Source organism: Pseudomonas sp. EA_35y_Pfl2_R5, assembly GCF_963970805.1.
GTDB lineage: Bacteria > Pseudomonadota > Gammaproteobacteria > Pseudomonadales > Pseudomonadaceae > Aquipseudomonas.
In genome coordinates this window covers 61109-77535 of record NZ_CAXAOW010000014.1, presented here as the reverse complement: position 1 = coordinate 77535, position 16427 = coordinate 61109, and the positions used below count along the sequence as shown (strand labels likewise).

Annotated in this window: 13 protein-coding genes; 7 read left to right on the top strand and 6 right to left on the bottom strand. The window is 62.1% G+C overall.

Annotated elements, in window-relative coordinates; all coding sequences use genetic code 11:
• Window positions 1-59 precede the first annotated feature (59 nt).
• The 6 genes from AACX99_RS18815 to kdgD form a co-directional block, all read right to left on the bottom strand.
• Window positions 60-998 carry a 2-hydroxyacid dehydrogenase gene (locus AACX99_RS18815; RefSeq protein ID WP_339413956.1) on the bottom strand — a complete coding sequence of 313 codons (939 nt, stop codon included), beginning with the start codon at window positions 996-998 and terminating at the stop codon, window positions 60-62.
• 59 nt (window positions 999-1057) lie between these two features.
• Window positions 1058-2614, bottom strand: coding sequence for a galactarate dehydratase (gene garD, locus AACX99_RS18810; RefSeq protein WP_339413954.1), 1557 nt, complete (start codon window positions 2612-2614; stop codon window positions 1058-1060).
• A gap of 24 nt (window positions 2615-2638) precedes the next feature.
• Entirely contained in the window at window positions 2639-3979 is a 1341-nt protein-coding gene (locus AACX99_RS18805) for an MFS transporter (RefSeq protein WP_339413953.1), read from the bottom strand.
• A gap of 87 nt (window positions 3980-4066) precedes the next feature.
• Entirely contained in the window at window positions 4067-5422 is a 1356-nt protein-coding gene (gene gudD / locus AACX99_RS18800; protein ID WP_339413952.1) for a glucarate dehydratase, read from the bottom strand.
• A gap of 139 nt (window positions 5423-5561) precedes the next feature.
• Window positions 5562-7004 carry an aldehyde dehydrogenase family protein gene (locus AACX99_RS18795; RefSeq protein ID WP_339413951.1) on the bottom strand — a complete coding sequence of 481 codons (1443 nt, stop codon included), beginning with the start codon at window positions 7002-7004 and terminating at the stop codon, window positions 5562-5564.
• A gap of 54 nt (window positions 7005-7058) precedes the next feature.
• On the bottom strand, window positions 7059-7970 hold the full coding sequence (gene kdgD / locus AACX99_RS18790; RefSeq protein ID WP_339413950.1) for a 5-dehydro-4-deoxyglucarate dehydratase: 912 nt from the start codon (window positions 7968-7970) through the stop codon (window positions 7059-7061).
• 662 nt (window positions 7971-8632) lie between these two features.
• On the opposite strand from kdgD, the gene AACX99_RS18785 reads away from it, so the two are divergent.
• From AACX99_RS18785 to AACX99_RS18755, 7 genes are all read left to right on the top strand, one after another.
• Entirely contained in the window at window positions 8633-10033 is a 1401-nt protein-coding gene (locus tag AACX99_RS18785; protein ID WP_339413976.1) for an enolase C-terminal domain-like protein, read from the top strand.
• 43 nt (window positions 10034-10076) lie between these two features.
• On the top strand, window positions 10077-11048 hold the full coding sequence (locus AACX99_RS18780; RefSeq protein ID WP_339413949.1) for a tripartite tricarboxylate transporter substrate binding protein: 972 nt from the start codon (window positions 10077-10079) through the stop codon (window positions 11046-11048).
• 60 nt (window positions 11049-11108) lie between these two features.
• Complete coding sequence (locus AACX99_RS18775; protein WP_339413948.1) at window positions 11109-11597, top strand: tripartite tricarboxylate transporter TctB family protein; 489 nt, start codon at window positions 11109-11111, stop codon at window positions 11595-11597.
• An 11-nt stretch (window positions 11598-11608) separates the two neighbouring features.
• On the top strand, window positions 11609-13129 hold the full coding sequence (locus AACX99_RS18770; RefSeq protein ID WP_339413947.1) for a tripartite tricarboxylate transporter permease: 1521 nt from the start codon (window positions 11609-11611) through the stop codon (window positions 13127-13129).
• Window positions 13130-13556: 427 nt separating this feature from the next.
• Complete coding sequence (locus AACX99_RS18765) at window positions 13557-14375, top strand: NAD-dependent epimerase/dehydratase family protein (protein ID WP_339413946.1); 819 nt, start codon at window positions 13557-13559, stop codon at window positions 14373-14375.
• A gap of 57 nt (window positions 14376-14432) precedes the next feature.
• Window positions 14433-15323 carry a glucurono-1,5-lactonase gene (locus AACX99_RS18760; RefSeq protein ID WP_339413945.1) on the top strand — a complete coding sequence of 297 codons (891 nt, stop codon included), beginning with the start codon at window positions 14433-14435 and terminating at the stop codon, window positions 15321-15323.
• 70 nt (window positions 15324-15393) lie between these two features.
• The gene (locus tag AACX99_RS18755; protein ID WP_339413944.1) at window positions 15394-16365 is read left to right on the top strand and encodes a TRAP transporter substrate-binding protein; all 972 of its coding nucleotides are present in this window, start codon (window positions 15394-15396) and stop codon (window positions 16363-16365) included.
• Window positions 16366-16427: the final 62 nt, after the last annotated feature.

Genomic DNA, 16427 nt, shown 5'->3' with positions numbered 1-16427 from the left:
CGCGAGGCTGATAAGTGCGCCGAGCAGGCTCGGTGCGCTTATTAGGGAAGGCCAATTGCTTACAGCGGGGTAAGCAACTCGCCGCGTTCGATAAAAGCCTGCAGATTGGCCAGCACCAGCTCTTCCATCTGCAAGCGGGTCTCCACGGTACCGCTGCCAACATGTGGCAACAGCACCACGTTAGGCAGGGCGAACAGCGCCTCCGGCACCTTGGGTTCACCTTCAAATACATCCAGCCCGGCGCCGCCCAGCGTGCCGTTGACCAGCGCTGCGACCAGCGCCGATTGCTCGACCACGCTGCCGCGGGCGATATTCACCAGAATGCCCTGCGGCCCCAGTGCGCCCAGTACCTCGGCATCGATCAGATGATGAGTCGCGGCGCCGCCTGGGCAGGCCAGCAGCAGAAAATCCGCCCACTGCGCCAGGGCCAGTAGATCCGCCTCAAAACCATAAGGACTGCTCGGGTCCTGGCGGCGCTTGTGGTAGCGCACCGGCATGGCAAAACCTTCGGCGCGCCGGGCGATGGCCTGACCGATGCGGCCAAGGCCAACGATGCCGAGCTTCTTGCCGCTGACCTTGCGCGTCAGCGGGTAGTTGCCCGCCAGCCACTGCCCTTGCCGTACAAAGCGATCAGCTGCACTCAGTTGTCGCGCCGTATCAATGATCAGGCCCATGGCCAGGTCGGCGACACAGTCGTTGAGTACATCCGGGGTGGTGCTGATAGCGATACCACGCTCGCGCAAAAGCTCCAGCGGATAGGGGTCGTAACCCACGCCAAAGCTGCAGATGGCACGCAGGTTCGGCAGGCACGCCAGCTGCTCAATGCTGCAACCGAAGCGCGCCGAAGACACCAGCAGCTCGAACTGCTGGCCCTGCTCGTGCAGAAAGGTCAGGGGATCGGCCTGTTGCCATAGCGCGGTGACCTTATATTGCTCGGCCAGCGTGCGATTGAAGCGCTCGCTTAACGGACCGATCTGCAGTACCTGGGGTTTGCTCATGGAAGCTCCTTGGTTGAGCGCGGTATCGGTGACGGCTGATGCCTGTGGCACACCGGCATTCAGGTCACGGGGGCCGGGTTGAACAGGGTCAGGTCGTTGTGCAGCCTGTGCTTCTCGGCCCAGGTCTGTTGCTTGCCGCTGGCGACATCCAGGTACAGCTGAAAGATATGCCAGCCCATTTCGTCCAGAGTCATGCGCCCGGAGGTAATCTGCCCGGCATCGACGTCGATCAGGTCGGGCCAGCGCTCGGCCAGCTGGGTACGGGTGGCGACCTTGATCACCGGCACCATGGCCAGGCCGTAAGGCGTGCCGCGGCCGGTGGTGAAGATATGCAGGTTCATCCCGGCGGCGATCTGCAGGGTGCCGCAGATAAAGTCGCTGGCCGGTGTGGCGCAAAACCACAGGCCCTTGCCGCGCACCCGCTCACCCGGTGAAACCACCCCGGCAATGGCGCTGGAACCGGACTTGGCGATGGAGCCCATGGCCTTCTCGACGATATTGTTCAGCCCGCCCTTCTTGTTGCCCGGCGTGGTGTTGGCGCTGCGGTCGGCCATGCCGCGCTGCAGGTAGCGGTCGTACCAATCCATCTCGCGGATCAGCGCATCGGCCACTTCCACCGTGGCGGCCCGCGGGGTCAGCAGGTGGATACCGTCACGCACCTCGGTGTTCTCCGAGAACATCACCGTAGCCCCGGCGCGCACCAGCAGGTCGGCGGCGACACCCAGGGCCGGGTTGGCGGTGATACCGGAAAACGCGTCGCTGCCACCACACTGCATGCCCACCGACAACTCCGACGCCGGCACCGTCTCGCGGCGGCGCTCGTTCAGCACCTGCAAACGCGCTTCGATCATCGCCATGATCTGCTCGACCATGCCGGCAAAGCCGCTGCTGGAGTCCTGCAGGCGAAACAGCCACTCCTCCTCGTCCATGCCATTGGTGAGCTGATCACCATCCATCAACTGGCTGGCCTGCAGCTTCTCGCAGCCGAGGCTGATCACCAGCGCCTGACCGCCGAGGTTGGGGTTGCGGCTGATGTTGTACAGCGTGCGGATCGGCACCACCGCGTCCGGCGCATTGATCGCCACGCCGCAGCCATAGCTGTGCGACAGCGCCACCACATCATCAACGTTCGGGTACTTGGGCAACAGCTCCTTGCGCACTCGGTCCACGCAGTGATCGAGCACCCCGACCACGCATTGCACGGTGGTGGTCACGCCGAGAATATTGCGCGTGCCGACGCTGCCGTCCGGGTTGCGGAAACCTTCGAAGGTGTAGCCGGTAAGCATTTCGACAACTGGCGCGGGCAAGGTTGCCTTGGGCAGGTTGTCCAGCGCCGGCGGCTCCGGCATGCGCAGCTGCGCTTCGGTGACCCAACGCCCGGCGGCGATGGGCTCCAGGGCATAACCGATGACCTCGCCGTAGCGCACCACGTCGCCGTCCACGGCGATGTCCTGCAACGCCACTTTATGGCTCTGCGGAATACCTTCGACGGCCACCAGACCATCGGCAAAGCGGCCGCCCTTGGCCACGCCCTGCTCGTTGACCACCACGCCGACGTTGTCGGCCGGGTGCAGGCGGATATAGCGCGGCGAATCCTGATGGGGAATCAACTGCATGGACATGTTCTCCTCTAGTACTGATCAGGCGCGCGAAATGGACGCCGACGGAGCTGGCGGCTCGTCCAGCTCGATCCTGTGAATACGACCGACGATAAACAGGTAACTGATGACCGCCAGCACAGCGTTGGCGCCGACATAGATCAGCGCCGCATCAAATGAGCCGGTGTGGCTAACCAGGTAACCGACCACGATAGGTGTGGTGATCGCCGCCAGGTTGCCGAAGGTATTGAACAGCCCGCCGGAGAGGCCAACGATCTGCCGTGGCGAGGTGTCGGCCACCAGCGTCCAGCCGAGCGAACCAAAGCCTTTGCCGAAAAACGCCAGGGCCATCAGGGCGATCACCGCGCTATCACTCTCGACATAGATGCTCAGCACGATGCAGCTGGCCAGCAGCATGCCAACAACGATGGGCAGCTTGCGCGCCAGGGTCAGGGAATAGCCGCTGCGCAGCAACCCATCCGACACCAGGCCGCCAAGCATGCCGCCGACAAAGCCGCTGATTGCCGGCAGCGCGGCCATCAGGCCGGCGGTGAGAATGCTCATGCCGCGCGCCTGCACCAGGTACACAGGAAACCAGGTGAGGAAGAAATAGGTAATAGCGTTGTTGCAGTACTGCCCCAGGTACAGACCGATCAGCGTGCGCTGGGTCAGCAGCAGTTTGAGGGTGCGCCACTGCGAGCCGCCCGCAGCGGCCGGCCGTGGGGCCAGGTCGATCAGGCCGCCGCCGTCTTCGATATGAGCGAACTCGGCCGCCCCCAGACGTGGATGTTCACGCGGGCTATGCATCAGCTTGAGCCACACGCCACAGAGCAGCAGGCCCAGGCCGCCCAGCACGAAAAACACATACTGCCAGCCCATGTCCTGCACCACCCAGCCCATCAGTGGGGCAAACACCGCAGTGGCGGCATATTGCGCCGACGTGGACATGGCGGTGGCGGTGGCCCGCTCGCGGGTGGGGAACCAGGCGGCGATGATCCGCGCATTGCCGGGGAAGCACGGTGCCCCGGCAAAGCCTACTGCCAGGCGCAGAAGGAACATGCTGCCAATTGCCCAGGCCAGCGGCAGCATGTCGACAAAGCCCTGCAACAGGGTGAACAGCGACCAGCACAGCAGCGTGATGAAATACACGCGCTTGGCGCCAAAGCGATCAAACAGCCAGCCACCGGGAATCTGCCCGATCACATAGGCCCAGCCGAACGCGGAAAAGATATAGCCGAGCATCACCGCATCGATACCCAGATCCGCCTGCAGCGCGGCACCGGCAATCGACAGGCTGGAGCGGTCAGCAAAGGTGACCGTGGTGACGAGGAACAGCATCAGCAGAATGGAATAACGCACCCGGCCTGGTTTGACTGCTTGCATCTGGCCAACTCATCGAGAAATTCGCGTGGAACGGCCCGGTGTCGTTGGACACCGGGCCGCTAGACCGCCGGGACGCCGGACCGAGGTTTAGCGCACCAGGCAGGGGCGCTTGTTATCGAACTGCCAGTTGGGGATCAGGTACTGCATGGCCACGGCATCGTTGCGCGCGCCCAGACCCATGCCCTTGTACAGCTCGTGGGCCTTGGCCAGCGCATCCCAATCCAGCTCCACACCCAGACCGGGAGTTTTCGGCACCTGCACCAGGCCGCCTTCGATCTGCAGCGGGTTGTGGGTCAGGTACTGGCCGTCCTGCCAGATCCAGTGGGTGTCGATGGCGGTGACCTTGCCCGGCGCGGCGGCAGCCACGTGGGTGAACATCGCCAGGGAAATGTCGAAGTGGTTGTTGGAATGCGAGCCCCAGGTCAGGCCCCACTCGTTGCACATCTGCGCCACGCGCACCGAACCCTGCATGGTCCAGAAGTGCGGGTCGGCCAGCGGAATATCCACTGACTGCAACTGGATGCAGTGACCCATCTGCCGCCAGTCGGTGGCGATCATATTGGTCGCGGTCGGCAGGCCGGTGGCGCGGCGGAACTCGGCCATCACCTCGCGGCCGGAGTAGCCGTTTTCCGCACCGCAGGGGTCTTCGGCATAGGCCAGCACGCCGTGCAGATCGCGGCACAGGTGCACGGCTTCGGCCAGGGACCAGCCGCCGTTCGGGTCGAGGGTTACCCGCGCTTCGGGGAAGCGCTCAGCCAGGGCACGAATCGCCTCGACTTCCTCGGCGCCTTGCAGCACGCCGCCCTTCAACTTGAAGTCATTGAAGCCATAGCGCGCATGGGCCGCCTCGGCCTGGCGGACAATAGTCTCGGGGCTCAGTGCTGTTTCGTTACGGGTACGGAACCAGGCGTCGTCGGCATTGCGCTCATCGCGGTAGCCGAGGTCGGTCTTGCCCTTGTCGGCGATAAAGAACAGGTAACCGAGCATCTCCACCGCATCGCGCTGCTGGCCTTCGCCAAGCAGGGCTGCGACCGGCACACCGAGGTGCTGGCCGAGCAGGTCGAGCAACGCCGCTTCGAGGGCGGTGACCGCGTGGATGGTGATACGCAGATCGAAGGTCTGTAGGCCACGACCGCCAGAATCGCGGTCAGCGAAAGCCTTACGCACTTGGTTAAGCAAGCCGTTGTAGTTACCTATGGACTGGCCGATCAGCAGCGCGCGGGAATCTTCCAGGGTCTGGCGAATGGCTTCGCCGCCCGGTACTTCGCCAACGCCGATATGCCCGGCGTTGTCTTTGAGAATCAGGATATTGCGGGTAAAGAATGGGCCGTGGGCGCCACTCAGGTTGAGCAGCATGCTGTCGTGGCCGGCGACCGGAACCACCTGCAGCTCAGTGATAATCGGGGCACCTGCAAAGGCGCCGGCAGTATTCAGTGCACTCATGACCGTTCCCTTTTTATTGTTAGGCGGGATGCTTACAGCACGGAGTAAATAACCTGAGGCCCGTAGGGTGGATGACGCTTTTTCATCCACCACAACGACGCTGTGGTGGATCGGTGAAGCGTGATCCACCCTAAGTGGGCTAGCCGATATAGGTGGTCTTCACCGTCGTATAGAACTCCTGGGCGTATTTGCCCTGCTCGCGGCTGCCGTAGGACGAGCCTTTGCGGCCACCGAACGGCACGTGGTAATCCACCCCGGCAGTGGGCAGGTTGACCATGACCATACCGGCCTGAGCATGACGCTTGAAGTGATTGGCGTATTTGAGCGAGGTGGTGCAGATACCGGCGGACAGACCGAACTCGGTGTCATTGGCCATGGCCAGTGCGGCGTCGTAATCGGCGACTTTGACGATATTCGCCACCGGGCCAAAGATTTCTTCGCGGCTGATGCGCATATCGGCGGTGCTGTCGGCAAACAGCGTCGGCGCCAGGTAGTAGCCGTCCTGCTCGCAGGAAACGCGCTCGCCACCGCAGACCAGGCGTGCGCCTTCCTGCTTGCCGATTTCGATATAACGCAGGTCCTGTTCCAGCTGCGCCTGGGAGACCACGGGGCCGACGTCCACGCCTTTTTCCAGGGCGTTGCCGACCTTGATCGACTTCATCCGCTCGGCCATGGCCGCGACAAACTGGTCGTAGATACCGGCGGTAACGATCAAACGGCTGGACGCCGTGCAACGCTGGCCGGTGGAGTAGAAGGCGCTCTGCACCGACAGCTCGACAGCAGTTTTCAGGTCCGCGTCATCGAGGATCACCTGCGGGTTCTTGCCGCCCATTTCCAGCTGCACCTTGGCGCCACGCGCCACACAGTTGGCGGCGATAGTGCGGCCGACGCCGACCGAGCCGGTAAAGCTCACGCCATCGACCTGGCTGTTCTGCACGATGGCTTCACCGACCACGCGGCCGCTGCCCATCACCAGGTTGAACACGCCGGCCGGGAAGCCCGCGCGGGAGATGATTTCGGCAATCGCCCAGGCGCAGCCCGGCACCAGATCGGCCGGTTTCAACACCACGCAGTTGCCGTAGGCCAGCGCCGGAGCGACTTTCCAGGCGGGAATGGCGATGGGGAAGTTCCATGGGGTGATCAGGCCGATCACGCCCAGCGGCTCACGGGTGACTTCTACCGAAACACCGGGACGCACCGACGCCAGCAACTCACCGGCCTGACGCAGGCATTCGCCGGCGAAGAACTTGAAGATATTGCCGGCGCGGCTGACTTCACCGATGGCTTCGGGCAGGGTCTTGCCCTCTTCCCGAGCCAGCAGGGTGCCGAGCTCTTCGCGGCGGGCGAGAATTTCACTGCCGACTTTATCCAGCGCATCGCTGCGCGCCTGGATGCCGGAGGTCGACCAGGCCGGGAACGCGGCGCGGGCGGCAGCGATGGCCTGCTCAACCTGGGCAGCATCGGCCTGGGCGTACTCGCCGATCACATCGGACAGATCCGACGGGCTGGTGTTGCTCGAGTAACTGGCAGCAGCGACCCATTGGCCGCCGATAAAGTTGTCGTAACGCGATGGATTGGCCACAAGTGCCTCCTGTTGCGAAGCGGCGCATAACGCGCCGCTATCAGATGACGGGGTTTATTGCGCGCCCTGGGTTTCGATCAGCGCGGCGAGCATCTCGTACTCTTCCGGCAGCAGGTCGGTCAGCGGCGTGCGCACGGGGCCGGCGTCATGCCCAACAATCTTCGCACCGGCCTTGATGATGCTGACGCCATAACCGGCGCAACGATTGCGGATGGCCAGGTACGGCAGGAAGAACTCGTCGATGATCTTGCCAACGGTGGCGTGATCGTCACGGGCCATGGCGTGGTAGAAGGTCATCGCGGTTTTCGGAATAAAGTTGAACACCGCCGAGGAGTACACCGGCACGCCCAACGCTTTATAAGCAGCGGCGTAGACTTCAGCAGTCTGCAAGCCGCCGAGGTAGCTCAGGCGATCACCCAGACGACGGCGGATGGAGACCATCAGCTCGATATCGCCGATGCCGTCCTTGTAGCCGATCAGGTTCGGGCAGCGATCCGCCACCTGCTCCAGCAGCGGCGCGTTCAAGCGGCAGACGCTGCGGTTGTACACCACCACACCGATCTTCACCGACTTGCACACGGCTTCAACGTGCAGCGCCACGCCTTCCTGGCTGGCTTCGGTCAGGTAATGCGGCAGCAGCAGCAGGCCTTTGGCCCCCAGGCGCTCGGCTTCCTGAGCCATTTCGATGGCCTGACGGGTCGGGCCACCGACGCCAGCGAGAATTGGCACGCTGCCGGCGCAGGTATCGACCGCAGTCTTGATTACAGCCGAATACTCTTTGCCCGTCAGCGAGAAAAACTCACCGGTACCACCGGCAGCGAATAGCGCAGAGGCGCCGTAAGGGGCCAGCCACTCCAGGCGGCGGGCATAGGTATCGGCGCGGAAATCGCCGGCAGCATCGAAGTCGGTCACCGGGAAGGACAGCAGACCGGAAGAGAGGATGGACTTCAGTTCTTGTGGATTCATTATTCGAACACCCTGTAGAGCAATTGTGAGGGGAAGCGTCAGCCGCAGCTGTAGAGATACGTTATCGTACAACAATCACTAGCGCCATACCTTTACGCTACCGACCATCGTCGATAGCCGCCCTCGCGTGCCGGCCACACGCCGTGTAGCAATCGCCACACTTCGCATCAGCCCTGATCTAGACGCCCGCTATCGCAATGGCGAAGCACCGCGCAAGGCAGCTGTGCAATCCACTGATTCCGTCCGTAGCGAAAACCAGTGGTCGCTCATCGCACTTTTCAGCCCAGGCTGCGTTGACAAGCCCGGCAAACGCTGCTGATAATCCAGCCAAGTTGTACGACAACGCATAACAACTCTAAAATAAAAGATCAGGCCCAGCCATGATTACAGCAACCCAGGCCCACGTGCCTTTGACATGCCCGACCGCCGCCATCCCGCGAACTTCACTGGGTGTCCGCCAGCCTAATGCATTGCGCCTGCGATGCAGTTCGACCTTCGTCTGCCTTCCTGCCGGCCGATTGCCCCTGCAGCAAAGCGACAGCCCAGCACCCCTCTTTCTATTTGCCCCCATTGCCCAGCGCCATGCTGGTAATGCCGAGCGCCCGAACCGTTAGCGGTTAAGCCCATCACTGCACCGTGCTGTCATCAGGAGAACCATGCGTATGTTTGAACAGGCCCCGACACACACACCGCACGTGGTGACGATGCAGGTCATCCCGGTGGCCGGCCGCGACAGCATGCTGCTCAACCTGTGCGGCGCCCATGCGCCGTATTTCACCCGCAACCTGGTGCTGCTTACCGACAGCGCCGGACGCACCGGCTGCGGTGAAGTGCCGGGCGGCGAAGGCATTCGACAGGCACTGGAACGCTGCCGCGACCTGGTCATCGGCCAGCCAATCGGCCGTTACAACCGCGTGCTCAATCGCCTGCGCCAGGCCATCGCCGGTCGCGGCAATGGCCCGCAAACCACCCAGCATCAGGTCACCTCGGAATCCGAAGCGCGGGTGCTGCAGCAACCCCACGAAATCAACTTGCGCCTGGACAACGTGATCACTGCTGTAGAAGCTGCCCTGCTCGACCTGCTCGGCCAGCACCTCGATGTGCCGGTGGCCGAACTGCTCGGCAACGGCCAGCAACGCGACCGCGTGCCGATGCTGGCTTACCTCTTCTATATAGGTGAGCGCCAGCGCACCGACCTGCCCTACCTGACAGGCAAGGGTTCGACTGAGGACTGGTATCGCCTGCGCCACCAGGCCGCGCTAACGCCAGATGCCATCGCCCGCCTGGCAAAAGCCGCGCATGCGCGTTACGGCTTCAACGACTTCAAGCTCAAGGGCGGCGTAATGCGCGGCGAGGAGGAGATGGACGCGATTCGCGCGATCAAGGCGAGCTTCCCCGACGCCCGCGTGACCCTCGATCCCAACGGCGCCTGGTCACTGGCCGAGGCCATTGAACTGTGTCGTGGCCAAGGCCATGTGCTGGCGTATGCCGAAGACCCCTGCGGCCCGGAGAACGGTTACTCGGGTCGCGAAATCATGGCCGAATTCAAACGCGCCACCGGCATTCCCACCGCCACCAATATGGTGGCCACCGACTGGCGGCAGATGGGCCATTCGCTGCGCCTGGAGTCTGTGGATATTCCGCTGGCCGACCCGCACTTCTGGACCATGCAGGGGGCGGTGCGCCTCGGCCAGGTCTGCGAGGAATTCGGCATGACCTGGGGCTCACACTCCAACAACCACTTCGATATTTCCCTGGCCATGTTCACCCATGCCGCAGCCGCCGTACCGGGGCGCATCACCGCCATCGACACCCATTGGATCTGGCAGGAAGGCGAAGAACGCCTGACCCGTGAGCCGTTGCAGATCGTCGGCGGCCAGGTCGAAGTGCCCAATAAACCCGGCCTCGGCATCGAACCTGATATGCAGCGGATCATGGCCGCCCATGAGCTTTACAAGGAAGTGGCCAGCGGTGCGCGCGACGACGCCATGGCCATGCAGTACCTGATTCCAGGCTGGCAGTACCACCCCAAGCAACCGAGCCTAGGCCGCCAACCGGCCTAGCGCGCAACGCACCCCAGCAACACCTCACCACCGGAGACTTACAATGAAAAAAACACTCTGCGCGTCCCTGATGTCAGCCATGCTGACCTTTACTGCCGGCAGCGCCTTGGCTGCCGACGCCGCCAACTGGCCGACCCGCCCGGTGCAAGTGGTGGTTATCGCCAACGCCGGCGGTGACACCGACTTCAACGCCCGCATGATGGCCAAGTATTTCAACCAGATCACCGGCAAGAACATGGTGGTAACCAATATGGCCGGCGGCGGTGGCACCTTGGCCGCCGAGCAGGTCAAAGGCGCCGCAGCGGATGGCAACACCATCCTCTTTACCCACACCGGCCAACTGATCGTCAACGAAGTCGCCGGTCTGTCCGAAGACAGCTTCGAGGCCTTCGACATTGCCTGTATTGCCGGCGTGGACAAGGGCGCGATCTTCGTTGCCGCTGAGCAAGCCGGGGTGAAAAGTCTGCAAGAGCTGATCGACAAGGCCAAAGCCAACCCCAACAGCGTCAGCTATGGCACCGAGATGGGCAGCTTCTCGCACATCCAGGGCCTGATGTTTGAACAGCTGGCCGGGGTGAAGCTGAAAATGGTCGATGCCGGCACCGTGTCCGAGAAGGTAGTGGCGCTGCTTGGCGGGCGTATCGACCTCGGCGCCATCAGCTACGGCTCCGTGCAGGACTACGTCAGCGGCGGGCAGATGTATGCCCTCGGCCAGCCGAATCAGGAGCGCAACGCACTGCTCGGGGAGGTGAAAACCTTCAAGGAGCAAGGCGTCGACTTCACCATCGACAAGCCTTACGTGGTGGCTTTCCCGAAAGGCACCGACCCGGCAATCGTGCAGAAAATGGCCGGCATCATGAAGCAGATCACCGAGCTGCCTGAATACGCCGACGAGCTGAAGAAGTCCTTCAAGCAACCGGTTGCCTACTACGACAGCGAAAAAGCCGTTGCCGTACTGAGCAAAACCCGCGACGACTTTATGCAGTACAAAGACGCCCTGCGCCAATCCAAGTAATGCCAACGTTAGCCGGCTACCCCAGCCGGCTGGCCGTTACCCATCATGCGAGGTTTCCTGATGGTTATCCGTAATAAGAAGGAGCTGCTGATCGGCGTCGCCATGCTTGGCGTCGGCCTCGGCTACCTGTTTATGACCAGCAAACTGCCACGGCATGCCGGCATCGATGTGGCGTTTGTACCCTACCTGCTCTCAGCCATGCTCTGTTTGCTCGGCGCCATACAGCTGGTCAGCGGCTTTACCGCAGCCAAAGCGACTGAGCAGGGCGCGGATGACGAAACGCTAACCAGCGCGGAGGGCATCGACGTCAAGACTGTGATCAAGACCATGGCGCTGATCATCGGCTATATCGCGCTGCTGAAAACGCTCGGTTTCCCAATCATGACCGTGATCTACCTGTATCTGCAGTTCTGCGTCCTCACCCCGCTCGGGCAGAAGATCAATCACCTGGTCTACGGCCTGATTGCACTGATCAGCTCGGCGACGATTTACCTGCTGTTCCGCGAGGCCTTCGATCTGATGCTGCCATCCGGATTACTCGGCCTTTAGGAGAATCGACCATGCTCGACTTACTGCAGCAAGGCTTCGGCGCCGTGTTTTCGTTTCACATCCTGTTTTTGATGGTGGCGGGCGTGGCCGTGGGCATTGTCTTCGGCGCCGTGCCCGGGCTTTCGGCGACCATGGCGGTGGCCCTGTGCCTGCCGCTGACCTTCACCATGGGACCGCAAGCCGGCCTGTCACTGCTGGTGGCACTGTTTATCGGCGCGACCTCGGGCGGGCTGATCTCGGCGATTTTGCTGAAAATTCCCGGCACGCCCTCCTCCATCGCCACGGTTTTCGACGGAGGCCCGCTGATGGAGCAAGGCCATGGGGTCAAGGCTCTCGGCGTCGGTATCGTGTTCTCTTTTCTCGGCACCATTTTCAGTATCGTCGCGTTGATGTTTATCGCCCCGCAGCTGGCCAAGGTCGCCCTGCGCTTCGGCCCGCATGAATACTTTGCCATCGCGGTGTTCTCCCTGACCCTGATTGCCACCCTGTCTGCCGGCTCCATGGCCAAGGGCCTGTTCGCCGGCGCCCTGGGTTTTGCAGTTTCCACCGTGGGTATCGCCCCCGTGGAAGCGGTTCGGCGCTTTACCTTCGGCGTTACCGAACTCAATGGCGGCTTTGCCATGCTCACGGTGATGATCGGCATGTTTGCCGTCGCCGAAATCATCAAGGTGGCCGAACGTGGCCGCACCGTTAGCCAGGGCAAGGCGCAGTCGGTGAGTATGAAAAACATCAAGGGCTTCGGTTTCTCGCTCAAGGAATTTCGCGAGCAGGTGCCCAATGCCTCGCGCTCCGGCCTGATCGGCCTGGCCATTGGCATTCTGCCGGGCATCGGCGCCGGCACCTCGAACCTGGTGGCCTATATCATTTCCAAGAAGCGCGCGAAAAACCCGGAAACCTACGGCAAAGGCAATATCGGCGGCATCGTCGCCAGCGAGACGGCCAACAACGCAGGTATCGGTGGCGCCATGCTGCCGCTGATGACCCTGGGCATTCCCGGCGACACAGTCACCGCGATCCTGCTTGGCGGTTTTCTGATTCACGGTATCCAGCCCGGGCCGCTGCTGTTTATCAGCCAGGCGCCACTGGTGTACACCATCTTCGCCGCGCTGATCATGTCCACCGTGCTGATGCTGTTTATGGAGTTCTACGGCCTGCGGTTGTTTATCAAGCTGCTCGATATTCCCAAGCACATCCTGTTGCCGATCATCCTGGTGCTCTGTGTCGTCGGCGCCTTTGGCCTCTCCAGCCGGCTGTTCGATGTCTGGTCAATCCTGCTGTTCGGCTTGCTCGGCTATGCCTTTGTCAAAGCGGGGATGCCGGCCGCGCCCTTTATCATCGGTTTTATCCTGGGCCCCATGGCGGAGACCAACCTGCGCCGCGGCCTGATGCTGTCGGATGGCAACTTCGGGGCGTTCCTTAGCAACCCCATCGCGGCGTCGTTTCTCGGCCTGGCGCTAGCGTTCATCATCTGGCAGGGGTTCAGCTCGCTACGCACCAAGAAAAGCAGGGTCAGCGAGATCCTGCGCACCTGACGCTGCTAGCTGCGATGCCGCCCACCCCATGCTCGGTGAACGGCATTGCACACGCACCTAACGCCAGCCTGAGCGCGGCCTCTGTCAGTAAGACCGTACAGCAAAACGATAAGTCGTCGTACAACTAGACATTTATTGGCTTCCTATCGTCCTGCCGCGTGACGGCTCAAGGTTACTACGCTTCACGCTGCTATCCAGCTCCTGATAAAAGCAGCAAAAGCACCGATTTAGAGCGCCTTATCTGAGAATAAAGGCGTAATACCACACGGGTAATACGGCTACTACGCGCGCTACTTAGCCTGCAATTCGAGCAAATTTTCGACCATAGTCGCGTTGACAAAGATCAGCAACACTCCCGATAATCGGAACAAGTCATACGACAACAGATGACACCTCAATAACAACAAGCAGAGACGCAGAGACTGCCATGACCACATCCTACACACCCTTCAATCGCCTGCTGCTCACCGGAGCGGCAGGCGGCCTCGGCAAGGTACTGCGCGAAAGCCTGCGACCTTATGCCAACATCCTGCGCGTATCCGATATCGCGGCCATGAGCCCTGCCACAGGCGCCCATGAAGAAGTCCAGGTCTGCGACCTCGCCGATAAAGCGGCAGTTCACCAGTTGGTCGAAGGCGTGGATGCAATCCTGCACTTCGGCGGCGTATCGGTGGAGCGGCCCTTCGAGGAAATTCTCGGCGCCAATATCTGCGGCGTGTTCCATATCTACGAAGCGGCGCGCCGGCATGGCGTGAAGCGGGTGATCTTCGCCAGCTCCAACCACGTTATCGGTTTCTACAAGCAGGACGAAACCATTGACGCCAACTGCCCACGCCGCCCGGACAGCTACTACGGCCTGTCCAAGTCCTACGGCGAAGACATGGCCAGCTTCTACTTCGACCGCTACGGCATCGAGACCGTGAGCATCCGCATCGGCTCCTCGTTCCCCGAGCCGCACAACCGCCGGATGATGAGCACCTGGCTGAGCTTTGCCGACCTGACGCAGCTGCTTGAACGCGCCCTCTACACCCCCAATGTCGGCCACACCGTGGTCTACGGCATGTCCGACAACAAGACCGTCTGGTGGGACAACAGCCTGGCCGCGCATCTGGGCTTTGCGCCCAAGGACAGCTCCGAGGTGTTCCGCGCGCAGATCGACGCGCAACCGATGCCCGCCGCTGATGACCCGGCGATGGTTTATCAGGGTGGCGCCTTCGTCGCAGCCGGGCCGTTCGGCGACGACTGATCGCACGACAGCGACGCGCAACCTTCATAACAAGAACACACCAGAGAACGAGCTGCCATGCACGCTGAACTGATTCTCGACGCCCGCAATGCCACAGGTGAAAGCCCGGTGTGGAGTGCCGCCGAACAGGCGCTGTACTGGGTCGACATTCCGGCCAAACGCCTGCACCGCTGGAGCGCTGCCGACGGCCAGGCACAGAGCTGGCTTGCCCCGCAAATGCTCGGCTGCATCGCCCGCAGCAGTGACGGCGGCTGGATCGCCGGAATGCAGAGCGGCCTGTTCCACCTGCATCCCCAGGCCGATGGCCAACTGAGCAGCAGCCTGCTCTGCGAGGTCGAGCATGCTCGGCCGGGCATGCGTTTCAACGACGGTCGCTGTGACCGCCAAGGCCGTTTCTGGGCTGGCAGTATGCTGCTCGATATGGCCGCCGCCGCTCCGGTCGGCGCCATGTACCGCTACAGCGCCGGCCAGGACGAGCCGCTCAATGCGCAACTGAGTGGCTTTATCGTGCCCAACGGCCTGGCGTTCAGCCCGGACGGCCGCACGATGTACCTGTCCGACTCGCACCCCTCCATTCAAGCCATCTGGGCCTTCGATTACGACATCGACAGCGGCACGCCGCACAACCGCCGGCTGTTGGTCGATATGCATGACTATCCCGGCCGCCCGGATGGCGCCGCCGTGGATGCCGAAGGCTGCTACTGGATCTGCGGCAACGACGCCGGACAAATCCATCGTTTCACCCCAGGTGGTCGCTTGGACCGCTCCCTCACTGTGCCGGTGAAGAAGCCGACCATGTGCGCCTTTGGTGGCCGCAACCTGGACACCCTCTACGTCGCCTCGATTCGCCCGGATGGCATCGACCTCGCCGATCAGCCGCTGGCCGGCGGCGTGTTCGCCCTCAACCCGGGTGTTACTGGCCTGGAGGAACCCTATTTCAACGACTGAGGCGTACCCGCTGCGCCTCAGTCATCGCAACGCTGCACTCCCAACAACAACAATAGACTGGAGCTTAACCATGACTTTCAAACGCAAGTTGCTTGTCGCCGCCCTGCCCTTTGCTTTCTGCCTGACAGGCCTGGCGCAAGCCACCACGATGAAGATGGCCGAGATCCACCCGGCCGGTTACCCGACCGTGGTCGCCCAGGAAGCCATGGGCAAGAAGATCGAAGCAGCCACCAATGGCGAGCTGAGCTTCAAGATGTTTGCCGGCGGCGTGCTCGGCTCGGAAAAGGAAGTGGTCGAACAGGTGCAGATCGGCGCCGTGCAGATGACCCGCGTCAGCCTGGGCACCGTCGGCCCGGTAGTGCCTGACGTCAACGTGTTCAACATGCCGTTTATCTTCCGCGACACCGCGCACATGCGCGCGATCATCGACGGTGAAATCGGCCAGGAAATCCTCGACAAGATCACCAACTCCGAATTCAACATGGTCGGCCTGGCGTGGATGGATGGCGGCACCCGCAACATCTATTCGAAGAAGCCAGTACGCAACCTTGAAGACCTCAAGGGCATGAAGATCCGCGTGATGGGCAACCCGCTGTTTATCGAAACCTTCAACGCCATGGGCGCCAATGGTGTGGCCATGGACACCGGCGAAATCTTCAGCGCCTTGCAGACCGGCGTGGTCGATGGCGCGGAAAACAACCCGCCAACCATGCTTGAGCACAACCACTTCCGCACGGCCAAGTACTACAGCCTGACTGGCCACTTGATCCTGCCGGAGCCACTGGTGATGTCCAAAACCAGCTGGAACAAGCTCACCCCAGAGCAGCAAGAAATCGTCAAGAAGTACGCCAAGGAAGCGCAGTTCGAGGAGCGCAAGCTGTGGGATGAGAAATCCGCCAGCAGCGAAGCCAAGCTGAAGGAAGCCGGCGTCGAATTTATCGAAGTCGACAAGAAGCCCTTCTTCGACGCCACCGCGCCGATTCGTGCCAAGTACGGCGCGCCCTACGCTGAGCTGATCAAGCGTATCGAAGCGGTCCAGTAACTCGGCATCTCTGAAGAACCCCGTGGCGGCGGCTCAGGCCGTCGCCACGCGCGTGGTGAAGT